9 protein-coding genes are annotated in these 10,825 nt (G+C 72.7%); 1 reads left to right on the top strand and 8 read right to left on the bottom strand.

Features of this window, described 5'->3' with window-relative positions; translation table 11 throughout:
- Positions 1-171: 171 nt before the first annotated feature.
- The 7 genes from ACFWYM_RS30415 to ACFWYM_RS30385 are packed head-to-tail and all read right to left on the bottom strand — an operon-like array spanning position 172 to position 8,597.
- Positions 172-1,338: a glycine amidinotransferase gene (locus ACFWYM_RS30415; protein ID WP_384844377.1), complete on the bottom strand. Its 1,167-nt coding sequence runs from the start codon at positions 1,336-1,338 to the stop codon at positions 172-174.
- A gap of 47 nt (positions 1,339-1,385) precedes the next feature.
- The gene (locus ACFWYM_RS30410) at positions 1,386-2,774 is read right to left on the bottom strand and encodes a hypothetical protein (RefSeq protein WP_384844374.1); all 1,389 of its coding nucleotides are present in this window, start codon (positions 2,772-2,774) and stop codon (positions 1,386-1,388) included.
- Complete coding sequence (locus ACFWYM_RS30405; protein WP_384844371.1) at positions 2,771-4,021, bottom strand: MFS transporter; 1,251 nt, start codon at positions 4,019-4,021, stop codon at positions 2,771-2,773. The genes ACFWYM_RS30410 and ACFWYM_RS30405 overlap by 4 nt, the downstream gene beginning before the upstream one ends.
- A gap of 43 nt (positions 4,022-4,064) precedes the next feature.
- Positions 4,065-5,273, bottom strand: a complete 1,209-nt coding sequence (locus ACFWYM_RS30400; protein ID WP_384844368.1) for an acetyl-CoA carboxylase biotin carboxylase subunit family protein — start codon at positions 5,271-5,273, stop codon at positions 4,065-4,067.
- Between the two features lie 33 nt (positions 5,274-5,306).
- Positions 5,307-6,338 (bottom strand): tRNA pseudouridine(13) synthase TruD, encoded by a 1,032-nt coding sequence (gene truD, locus ACFWYM_RS30395; RefSeq protein WP_384844365.1) that lies wholly within the window; start codon positions 6,336-6,338, stop codon positions 5,307-5,309.
- Complete coding sequence (locus ACFWYM_RS30390; protein WP_384844362.1) at positions 6,335-7,924, bottom strand: GMC family oxidoreductase; 1,590 nt, start codon at positions 7,922-7,924, stop codon at positions 6,335-6,337. Before ACFWYM_RS30390 ends, truD begins: the two co-directional genes overlap by 4 nt.
- Positions 7,914-8,597, bottom strand: coding sequence for an adenylate kinase (locus ACFWYM_RS30385; RefSeq protein ID WP_384844359.1), 684 nt, complete (start codon positions 8,595-8,597; stop codon positions 7,914-7,916). Before ACFWYM_RS30385 ends, ACFWYM_RS30390 begins: the two co-directional genes overlap by 11 nt.
- Before the next feature lie 140 nt (positions 8,598-8,737).
- On the opposite strand from ACFWYM_RS30385, the gene ACFWYM_RS30380 reads away from it, so the two are divergent.
- Positions 8,738-10,060, top strand: a complete 1,323-nt coding sequence (locus ACFWYM_RS30380) for an aspartate aminotransferase family protein (RefSeq protein ID WP_384844356.1) — start codon at positions 8,738-8,740, stop codon at positions 10,058-10,060.
- On the opposite strand, the gene ACFWYM_RS30375 is transcribed toward ACFWYM_RS30380, so the two are convergent.
- The gene (locus ACFWYM_RS30375; RefSeq protein WP_384844353.1) at positions 9,996-10,718 is read right to left on the bottom strand and encodes a hypothetical protein; all 723 of its coding nucleotides are present in this window, start codon (positions 10,716-10,718) and stop codon (positions 9,996-9,998) included. The genes ACFWYM_RS30380 and ACFWYM_RS30375 overlap by 65 nt on opposite strands.
- Positions 10,719-10,825: the final 107 nt, after the last annotated feature.

Below are 10,825 nucleotides of genomic sequence, written 5' to 3'. Positions count from 1 at the left end.
GTCAGGGGCGGAGAGGGCGAAGAAGCCTACGGCTCAGCCACATCCGACCGGTCGGATACGCCCATTGGGGCGCCCCCGCCCCCCCCCCCCCCCCCCCCCGCGCCCCCCCACCGGGGCCCCCGGGGCCGCGCCCCCCCCCCCCCCCCGACGGGTCGTCAGGCCGTCAGTCCGTCAGGCGATGCGCCGTGGCGCGTCGGTGACCGGGCGGTAGTCCACCGCGGGGAAGTAGTCCTCGGCGGTTCCTTCGCGGTGGGTGTCCCAGGTGGCGCAGTGCAGGGAGCCGCCGTATTCGAAGACGTCGCGGAACGGGATGGGGAACACCTCGAAGCCGAGCCGGTCGAGGAGGTCCTGCAGGGGCTTCTCCTGTTCCTCGCACACCACCTTGGTCGGCGAGATGCTCAGCACGTTCATCGACAGCCACTTCGACGACTGGCAGTACCGGGGCATCTCGTCGTTGCCCGAGGTCGGCTCGGGCGCGTCGACCAACTGCCAGTCGTTGCGCAGGAACAGCTGCTCCTCGCCGTGGCGCAGCGGCCGGTCGGGGTTGGTGAGCACCAGGCCCGGGCGCAGCGGGACGAAGGTGCAGTCGATGTGGGAGGGGAAGAAGTCCAGCGGGAAGTGGACCGGGTGGACCCGGAACCCGCGTGGTTCCAGGTGCCGTTTGAGCCAGCGGATGCCGGGCCGGTTGGTGGTCATCGACTCCTGTACGACGATGTCGCGGCCGAACCGGCTGATGTCGGCGGCGTCGAAGACGACCTCGTCCTGGGTGACGCAGAACTCCGCGGCGTGCATCTCGCGGTGCCGCTTCTCCAGCGGCCAGTCCCAGAACTCCTCGCGGTACATCGCGTCGGCCATCGACGGCTTCGGCGCCGTCGTCCACACCATGGCGGGGTCGGCGTTCCAGTACGCGTAGACGAGGTCGCGGTACGCCTGGTACTCGAAGTACCGGGCGCGGCGCGACATCGGGGCTTCCAGGATCTCGTTGCCGAGCGTGATCATCACGTCGCGCGGACAGACCACGCAGTACTGGTTTTCCACCTCGAACGCTGGTGTGCGCAGGGATTGCGCGAGGTCGGGTGCTTGGGGGCGGTGGACGGTGACGCCTTGCGACTCGAGCAGCGAGACCAGGCCGTCCAGCTGTTCGTTGGCGCGGTCGATCATCTCTGCTGGCTTGGGTCCGGTGGGAAAGGGTGCCGGGGAGCCGTCGGCGGTGCGCACCTGCGGCCGGTGTCCGGGCTCGCTCGGCTCGAAGCAGGCGTGGTCGGCGACGCCGACGACGATCTCCTTCAACGGGTCCCATTCATTCCAGGAGTTGACCAGGTTGGTCGGTCGGCTCATGGACGTACGCCTCATTTCTTCTGCCGTGCTCACTTCTTCTGCCGTGCTCACTTGTCGGGGTGCGGGGGCGGGTTCAGGGGGAACGAGGTCAGGTCCGGTGCGCCCAGGTGGGCGGCGAGGGCCGCGCAGGCCGGGCCTGCCCGGTGGTGCGGGGCGGCCGGTGTGATCGCGGTCAGTGACGCGGCGCCGTGGCGCAGCCGGTAGTCGATGAGTGATCCGCCGGCGGCCAGCGACCGGCGACCGGTGCTGCCGAACACCCGGGCGGCGCGGCGCACCGGGACGGCGAGTGAGTACGACGGTGCCGCCGCCACCGCTCGGCGCACCGTCCGCTCCAGTGCGGCACTGGTGAGGTCGTCGAGGCCGGGCAGGTCTTCTTGTACCGCGCGGTTGTACAGATAGAGCGGGAAGTCCGGCAGCGCGGCCCGCAGGCCGAGGCCGGAGGCGTGGCGGGGGTTGAGTTCGGTGGCCCGGAAGCCGTCCGGTGTGAGCAGCCCGTCGACGCTGAAGAGCCCCCGGTAGCCGATGGAGCGGGCCAGTTGCGTGCCGGCGCGGCGGGCCGCGTCGCGGATGTCGTGCTCCGCCTCCTCCCCCGGGCGCCAGTGGGTGGAGGAGCCGCAGAAGAGCAGCCGGCCGCTCGCCGGGGCACCGAGGGTGACGATTTCTATCGGCGAGAACACGGCCACCCCGTCGGGCAGGGCCAGGCCCAGGACGCTGCAGGGGACCCCGTCGGCGAAGCGGGCGATGCGGGCGCGGTCGGTGCGCCCGGCGAGGTCCCGCGCCACCGCGGGGAATCGGTCGAGGTCGGGCACCCAGCGCAGGCCCCGTGCGTCGCCCACGTGGCCGCGGGTGGCATCGGCGGCGACCACCACGCCCGCGGAACCGCTGAGCTCCGCCAAGTCGGCCGGGCCGCGCAGCAGTTCATCGGCGCCGACCACGCGGTGGGGCGGCGCGGCCACCCCGGCCTCCGCCCACAGCCGGTCGATGGTGGTCTTGTCCTCGACGGCGGCCCACTGCGGGCGTCGCCACCCGTGCACGGCGCGGCCGCAGAACTCCTCGACTCCGGTACGGGGTGTGCCGAGGACCACCCACTGCCGCCCCGGGTCGAGGTCGTCCAGCCAGGCGGCCACATCGGCGGACGGTCTGTGCAGCCATGCCTCGAACTCGGGCGCGGTGAAGTGCCGTCCGGCGTCGCTGCAGTGCCAGCTCCGCTCGATCTGCGCCGCACCGGGGGCCGGTCCGGTGCGCGCGACGACGGCACCGATCCGCGCACCGCACGCGCGTAGTTCGTCGACGAACGCGGTGGCCCGGCGGTCGAACTCGTCGAGCAGCAGCAGCGCGTGGCGCCCGGTCCAGAACTGGCGCAGGGCGCGCAGGACGACGGCGGTGATGTGCTCGGCGGCCTGGCCGTGTGCGAGCTTGTCCTGTTCTGCTGTCATGGTCGTGTCCGTCCCTTCCGGCCGGCCGGGGCGCGGCTGTACGACGTCGGTTTCTGTGGGGCATGTGCGGTCCGGGCGAGCCTGAGGTAGACGGCGGCGCCGCCGAGCAGCGCGGCCGCCATCGCGATCCACGGCGCGCTGCCCGAGACCGAGAACAGCAGCGTGTGGATGCCGGGGCCGAGTGCTCCCGACAGCCCCCAGGCGAGCTGGTAGAAGGCGCTGTAGCGGCCGGCGTCCGTGGGCGTGGCGTACGACAGGACGACCGTCATGGCGACCGCGCCGAAGATCGCCTCGCCCAGGCTGAACACCAGGACGAGGAGGCCGATGAGCGCCGTGGCCCCGGCCGGGCCCAGGGGGCCGAGGGTCGCGAGGCCGCCCAGGGCCACCGCGACGAGCACCGCCGCGAGGGCCATCAGCCGCATCGCGTGCCGGTCCCGGCCCAGGCGCAGCGCCAGCGGCTGGAAGGCCGGGATGGCCACGCAGGACAGGACGTAGACCACGGGTGGCAGCCACAGCGGCAGGTCAAGGGAGCGGAGGTAGACCGGCAGGATCGAGTCGAAGGCGACGCTGGACAGCGTGAGGGTGAGCGTGGCGCCGGTGAAGACGACGAACGGGCGGTTGGCCAGGACGCCACGGTAGGAGACGGCTCGCCGGCCCGGCTCCGGGGCGGCCACCGGCCGCGCGTTCCGGCCGACGCGGTGGAACAGCAGCCCGGCGACCGCGAAACTGCCCGCGTTGACCAGGGGGATGGAGTTCCACAGAGGCGCGCCTGCGCTCTCCTCGAGCCAGGCGCCGAGGGCCACCGTCAGCGCGCCCAGGCCGAGGCCGACGTTGCGGAGGCTGTTGAGCAGGGCGAACAGCGAGCGCCGCGCCTGCTCCCCGGAGGTGACGCTCTCGACCAGGCCGCCGTGGGCCGCCCAGTAGAGGCGGTCGCCGAAGCTCACCGCGAAGGCGATGACGGCGACGGTGGCCGGGCGGTCCGCGAACAGATAGCACGGGAAGGCCACGGCCCGGATCGCGCAGCTGAGGGTGGCGGCCCGGAAGGGGCCCATGCGGTCGGTGAGCACGCCCACGGCGAGGCCGCCGAGGACCAGTGCCGTCAGCGCGCCGGTGCTGAGGGCGGCGCCTGCCGCGGTCAGCGCCAGGCCCTGCCCGTACGTGAAGTACAGCAGGGAGAAGGTGATCCAGACCCCGCTGCCCAGCGCGTCCACGACCATGGCCGTCATGAAGCGGCCGCCGTGCGCCATGGCCCGGGTCATCGGGACGCGGCCCGGTCGGTGCGGGCCGGGCTCACCCGTCGTCCCAACGGGCCCCGGACGCCCACCAGTTGTCGACCGCGCGCAGGGTGTCCTCGACATCCCCGGCGTCCGGGAGGCGGTAGACGAGTTCCGCGACGCGGTCCGAACTGGACGTCGGGCCCTCGGAGTACGAGCCGACGGCGCCGTGGGCGGTGAAGCGGACCGTGCCCGACAGGGGGCAGGAGGACGGCAGCCGCACCAGCGTGCCGCGCCGCGGCGGGAACCAGCCCCAGCCGTGGCGCGGCCGCTCCCCTTCGACAGCCGCGGGCGTGGGCAGTCCGGCCTGGCCGCGCAGGTGCGCGGCGTACAGGTTGATGCCCGTCGACAGCTCGAACGCCTCGACGATGCCGCAGCCTCCGGGACGGCAGGCGATCTCGCAGAGCACGACGTCGTCGTCCGGCGTGTGGAAGAACTCGGCGTGCAGCGCGGTCACTTCCTCGACCGCGGGCAGGGCGGCCACCACCGCGGCGGTCGCGTCGAGCAGTCGCACGGCCAGCGGGTCGTCGTCCGCCAGCATGGCGCTGATGTTCGGCGCACCGTGCGTCGCCGTGTCCAGGTTTCCGTACAGATAGCGGGACGCCGCCCCGAACAGCACCCTGCCCCCGGCCATCAGCCCGTCCACGTGGCACACGGTTCCGTCGACGAACCGCTCGGCCAGCAGGCCACCGGCTCCTCCGAGCTCCAGTCGCTCGGCCTCGCGCCGGTCGCGCAGCAGGCGGACCCCCACCGATGCCACCCCGTCGTGCGGCTTGACCACGACGGGAAGCCCGTGGGTGTCCATGAACGACAGGACGTCGGCCGTGTCGCGCACCGGGGCCATCGGCGGAACCGCGACTCCGTGCCCCGCGGCCAGGCGTTTCATCACGTGCTTGTCGCGGTAGGCCACGGCGCTCGCGACGGACTGGCCGGGCAGGCCGTGCCGAGCGCGCGCCCGTGCCGCGCGCACCACGTCGAACTCTGCGGTGCTGAGCAGCCGTTCGACGTCGTGGCGTGCGCACAGCGCGTCGATGAGTCGGTCGACCTCGCCCGATTCATAGACGAGGTCGTCCACGACCTCGATGCGGTGGAACCTCCGGGCCAGCCGGTCGGGGATCGGTTCCGCCAGCGCGGATCTCGCGGTGACCAGGACCAGGGACTCGCCGGGCAGCCAGTCGGGCAGGTCCGGCAGGATGGACCTGCGGTTGAGCAGCAGCAACGCCATGTCTGACCTTTCGGGAACTCGACCATCACCACGTCACCGCTGGACGATCAGCTGCCTCAGCGCGGTCGTGGCGTAGCAGCCGGCGGGCAGCTGGAAGCCGACCTCCACCGCGTGCCGGCCGGGGAACGCGTCGTCCGGGCCGTGGTCGCCGACGGTCAGCTGCGCCTGCACGACCGTCGGCCGCACGGTGGGGAGTTCGACGGGGCCGCCGCGGTAGGCGTAGCGCATGTACGGCAGTTCGTGGCGGGCGGCGAGGAGGGCGGCCACGCCCGCGGCCGTGGTGGGAAACCGGTAGGGCAGGCCGTCCACGCGGACGTCGTCGGTGTCGGTGGGGCAGGTGGTGGCGATCAGTTCGCGCACCCTCGCGTTCCAGCCGTACGAGGAGTGCGCGGCCAGGTAGAAGGCCACGGCCCGTGGGTCGAGCCCGGCGAAGAAGTCCTGGTCGGCCCCGGCCCACCGGCGGGCCGCCGCGCTCTCGGGTGCGTTGAGCCCCGCCAGCTCCATGCGGGCGCGGGCCCAGTCCTGGTTCAGGAGCGCGGCGCCGACCAGGTGGGTGCGCTTGGGTCCGCCGGGGACGCCGAAGCGCTGTGTGTCGTAGTAGTTGACGAAGAGCAGGTTGATCCGGCGCCGGTCGCCGATCCGTGCGGCGGTGGCCTCGTCCAGATTGCGCAGCACCACCCGGAAGCCGTTGCCGTTGAGCCGGCCGACCGTCAACGGCTCGGTGCCGTACCCGTAGTGGCTCAGCCGCAGCAGCCGTCCGGCATCCACCGTCTCCAGGAACTCCGCCGTCAGCAGCTCGTGTGCGGCGTGCCGTGCCGTCAGGGGAAGGGACAGGAGCTGCTCGGTCACCCCGTCCTCGTCCTTGAGCCCGGCGTACCCGATGTCCTGGCTGGGCACGCCGAGCCGTTCGGCGATCAGCCGGACCGTCTCCATCGTGGTGTAGCCCCGCTTGTGCAGCAGGACGTAGTGCTGATCGGCGCCCGCCTGGTCGGTCAGCGGGACGAGCACGTTCTCGCGTACGCGAAAGTCCTCCGGGCGGTGCTTGAGAACGAAGGTGTCGGTCATGGTGTGCTCCGCTTCGCCGTCGGTGCGGTCCGGTGGTCGTCGTGGCCCTGGTCCGGCCAGGCGGCGGCGCGTTCGCCGATCATGATCGAGACGAGGTTGGTGTTCACGCGCACCGGCACCGGGATGACCGAGGCGTCGGCCACGCGCAGCTGCTCGGTTCCGTGGACGCGGCACTGGGGGTCCACCACCGCGTACCGGTCGTCCGCCGGGCCGATTCTGGCCGTGCCCATGGGGTGGTGTGCCGTGCGTGCGGCGCGCCGGACGAAGGCGGTCAACTCGGCTGGTGAGCGCGCCGTTCGGGCGTCCATGTCGATGATGTCCTTGGTCAGCGCGGTGAAGGCGGGCTGCTGGAGCAGTTCCCAGCACAGGGCGACGCCGTCCCGCTGGCGGCGCACGTCCGCTGCGTGGCTGCCGTAGTCGATGCGGATGCGCGGGGGTACGGCGGGATCGCGGGACACCGCAGCGACGCTTCCCCGGCCCTGCGGCGCCATGAGGTTGGAGGTCAGCATGAAGGCCCGGCCGTCGGGCACACGCGAGGCCAAGTGCGGTGCGTATACGTCGAGTTCGACGTGGTTGAGGGCATAGAGCTGCAGGTCGTCGGCGATGTCGGAGTCCGGTGCGGTGTGGCGCAGGACGACTTGCGCACAGGGGTCGGCCGGGTCGCACAGCCCGGGGCGCGGGATGACGCCGATCGCGACCTGGGAGTGGTCCGCGAGGTTGGCGCCGACGCCGGGCAGGTCGGCCACCACGTCGACACCGAGCTCGCGCAGCAGTGCGGCCGGGCCGACTCCGGAGCGGTGCAGGAGGGCGGGCGTTCCGTAGGCGCCCGCGCACAGGGTGACACGGGCGCCGCGCAGTTCGGTGGCATGGCTGCCCGTACCGACCACGACCCCGGTCGCCCTGGTGCCCTCGAAGAGGACCCGGTCCACCAGGGTGTCCGGGAGGACGATGAGGTTCGGGCGGTCGCGCACCGGATCGAGGTAGGCGGCCGCGGTGGAGATCCGCCGCCCGCCGCGCGCGAGGTTCAGCGGCAGCGGGCCCACGCCGGTGGCGCCGGGCGCGTTGTGGTCCCCCACCAGGGGGTGCCCGGCGGCGGTCGCGGTGTCGACCAGGGCCGCCGACAGGGGCGTGTAGTCGGCCCGGGCGGGCCGCCGTATGCGCAGCGGTCCGTCGGTGCCGTGGTGGTCGCCGGTGAAGTCCTCGTCGGTTTCGAGGCGGACGAAGAAGGGCCGTACGTCGTTCCAGGACCAGCCGGTGGCTCCCGCCCGCTCCCACCGGGCGAAGTCGTCCGGTTCGGGGCGCAGGGCCAGGCAGGTGTTCACCGCGGAGGATCCGCCGACGACCTTGCCGCGTGGCAGCGGCAGGTGCGTGCCGTCGTCGCGCACGGCGGTCAGCGACCAGTCGTGGTCGACCATGGAAGGGGTGTTGCCGTTGCGCAGGTCCTCGGGGAGCCGGGTCCGGTCGAGGTAGTCGGGTCCCGCCTCGATCAGCAGGACGCGCCGCGCGGGGTCGGCGGAGAGGCGGGCCGCGAGTACGGTCCCCGCGGAGCCCGCGCCGACCACGATGTCGTCGAACTCACAGCGCATGGTTGCTCCTCTGTCTCCTCTGCTGTTTCTGCTGCGGTGGGCACCGGTCGGGCGAGGTGGGCCCGTCGGACGGGGTGGAGCCGTCTGGCCGGGTGGACCCGTCGAGCGTCCTGGCCAGGTCGATCAGCCAGCGGGACAGGTCCGCGGGGCGGGTGAAGCGCAGCAGGTGCAGCCGCTCCTCGGGGTCTTCGGCGGTCAGCCTCCGCAGCTCGGTCCGGGTCGTGTGCCGGGCCGTCCAGCCGTGGCGGAGGATGTGGTCGGGGTCGGTGAACACCGAGCGCAACGGCGGCTCCTGGTTGCCGCTCCACAGCACTTCGCGGTGCATCGAGCGCAGCAGGGTCCGCAGAGCCAGGCTGGTCAGGGTGATGCGGGCCGGGTAGTCCAGCCACAGCAGCAGGTCGGCTCGGCGGGCGAGCAGGGAGTTGACCTCCGGGTAGTGCCACTCGGTGATCCAGCGGCGCCGCTCGGTGGCGCGTGCGACGTCGGCGGCGAACTCCGGGCTCACCTCCCAGCCGGGCCGGTAGTAGAGCGCGTCCAGTTCGATGCGGGGCAGCCCGAGCAGCGTGCCGAGCTTGCCCGCGACGGTGGTCTTGCCGGCGCCGCTGCCGCCCGCGACCAGGACCCGGTCCGGTCTGCGCGCCAGGGCCGCCGCCGGGTTCAGTACGTGCACCATCACCGCCGACGCCCCTCTCCCCACTGCCGTTGCCTGAACCGCCGCAGCGGCTCCAGCCATGATCGCCAGAATCGGGATGAAGGGGACCCTCACACCTGTACGGGTGCACATCGGGCCCCCGTCGCTGCAGGATCACCGTCATGTCGCCTACCAACACTCAGCACAGCGGCGTCGCCGCCACGGTCGATGACGGGCAGGTCCGCGAGCGCGACCGGCGCTTCGTGTGGCACCCGTGGTCCCCGGTCGGAGAGTCGGGGGCGGACCGCCCGATCCTGGTCTCCGGGGACGGGTACCGGGTGCGGGACACGACGGGCCGGGAGTATCTCGACGCGGTGGCGTCGGCGATGAACTCCAGCTGCGGTTACGCCCACCCGGCCCTCATCGCCGCCGCCGAGCGGCAGCTGTCGCTGCTGCCGAACTTCGATCTGAGCGCGGGCTCGCACGTGCCGGCCGGGCAGATCGCCGAGCGGCTCGCCGCGCTGCTGCCCGACGGTCTCGACCGGACCCTGCTCCTCAACAGCGGCTCCGAGGCGACCGAGGCCGCGGTGCGGATCGCGCACGACCACTGGCGCAACGTGGGGCGGCCGCGCAGCCGGATCGTCACCTTCGCCGCCGGGTACCACGGCAGCACGCTGGTCGCCCAGCACCTGTCGGGGCTGCCCACCAACGCGATCTACGGTGCCGAGCCGTTCCCGGTGACCAGGGTGGATCTGCCGGTGGCGGCGGGCGAGGTGCGCGCACCTCGGTCCCTGCCGCTGCTGCTCGAGGCGTTCGAGCGGGCCGTGCTCGACGGTCCGCCGCCCGCGGCGGTGTTCGTGGAGTCGCTGCTCAATGTGGGCGGCGGAGTGGTGCTGCCCGAGGGGTTCCTGCGGGGGCTGCGGGAGTTGTGCGACCGGAGCGGGGCGCTGCTCGTCCTGGACGAGGTGTTCTGCGGGTTCGGCCGGACGGGCCGGATGTTCGGCTTCGAGCACGACGGCGTCACCCCGGACCTGGTCACCATGAGCAAGGGGCTGAGCGGCGGCTATGTGCCCCTCGCCGCCCTGAGCACCACCGAGGCCGTCTACCAGTCCTTCGTGGCCGACCCGCTGCTCGGCGGTCTGCGGTACGGCCACACGACCGGCGGGCACGCGGTGGCCTGCGCGGTCGCGGTCGCCGTACTCGACGTCATCGAGGAGCAGCAGCTGGTCGCGGCGAGCGCGAGCCTCGGCCGGGAGCTCCTGGCCGGGCTGCTTCCGCTGCTCGACCACCCCGAGGTCAGTGACGTGCGGGGCCTGGGGCTGGTCGCCACGGTCGAATGCCACCGCAGCGAGTTCGCCGCGGAACTGGTCGCCGCGGCCCGCCGACGGGGCGTTCTGCTGCGCGCACAGGGCCGGTCGGCGATGGCGATTCCTCCCCTGGTCATCGATCAGGGGGGCATCGTCGAGCTGGCCCTGACGATAGGTCAGGCGCTGGCGGACTGCTGAGCCGGCGTCGGCGCGGGAGGAGCGCCAGATGGTGCTCGTCGACCAGGCCGGAGCGCAGGGCCATCGCCACGATCGCCTCGCGTTTCCAGTAGGAGCGCTTCCCGTTGCCGCCCGCCCAGGTGCCGACCCGCAGCTTCTGCGTCGCCAGGTAGTTGATGTGGTGGTTCACCGCGGCACGGCTCATCACGGGCTCGCCGTCCCGGATCCGGGCGATGACGTCGGCGAGGGTGGGGACGGCGCCCGGCGGACAGCCGCGCAGCTGGGGTTCGCACAGGGCGACGAGGACGCGGAAGTACGCGGCTCCCTCGTCGAGTTGGGGCCAGCTGGTCCCGGACCGCGAAGCCGCATCCGCGGCGAGGTAGCGGGGCTCGGGTCCGAAGATGTCGACCAGGCCGGCTCCGCGCGCCACGGGCAGCACCAGCCGCGCCAGCTCGAAGGGGATGGGAAGGTCCCGTCGGCGCGGGGCCACCTTCACGAACTCACCGCCGCCTTCCATGTTCTCCACGAAGCAGGTGTCCTCGGCGTGCAGATTGGTCAGGCACCAGTGGTCCGCGTGGGCGGTGATCAGTGCGGTCGCGCCCTGCGGGAGAGCGGCGGCGGGAGCGAAACCTAAGGAGTCGGTTTCCCGGTCGTACGCAAGGGCGGTCGTGTCCCCCACTGTGAGCGCGCATCGATTGCGGCCCACGGGGACAGCGGGATCCTCGGCACGCCACCCGGCGAACACAAGCGTCACGGACTCCGCCGTGGAGCGCGCACGGTCCGAAG

The organism is Streptomyces sp. NPDC059009, from assembly GCF_042740175.1.
In the GTDB taxonomy this organism is placed as follows: domain Bacteria; phylum Actinomycetota; class Actinomycetes; order Streptomycetales; family Streptomycetaceae; genus Streptomyces.
Note: the sequence above shows the minus strand (reverse complement) of the source record. Positions and strands in the feature narration are given on the sequence as shown.

Excerpts from the sequence above, each read along its gene's own strand:
- ACFWYM_RS30415 (WP_384844377.1), bottom strand. The coding sequence starts at position 1,338 with ATGAGCCGACCGACCAACCTGGTCAACTCCTGGAATGAATGGGACCCG.
- ACFWYM_RS30410 (WP_384844374.1), bottom strand. The coding sequence starts at position 2,774 with ATGACAGCAGAACAGGACAAGCTCGCACACGGCCAGGCCGCCGAGCAC.
- ACFWYM_RS30405 (WP_384844371.1), bottom strand. The coding sequence starts at position 4,021 with ATGGCGCACGGCGGCCGCTTCATGACGGCCATGGTCGTGGACGCGCTG.
- ACFWYM_RS30400 (WP_384844368.1), bottom strand. The coding sequence starts at position 5,273 with ATGGCGTTGCTGCTGCTCAACCGCAGGTCCATCCTGCCGGACCTGCCC.
- truD (WP_384844365.1), bottom strand. The coding sequence starts at position 6,338 with ATGACCGACACCTTCGTTCTCAAGCACCGCCCGGAGGACTTTCGCGTA.
- ACFWYM_RS30390 (WP_384844362.1), bottom strand. The coding sequence starts at position 7,924 with ATGCGCTGTGAGTTCGACGACATCGTGGTCGGCGCGGGCTCCGCGGGG.
- ACFWYM_RS30385 (WP_384844359.1), bottom strand. The coding sequence starts at position 8,597 with ATGGTGCACGTACTGAACCCGGCGGCGGCCCTGGCGCGCAGACCGGAC.
- ACFWYM_RS30380 (WP_384844356.1), top strand. The coding sequence starts at position 8,738 with ATGTCGCCTACCAACACTCAGCACAGCGGCGTCGCCGCCACGGTCGAT.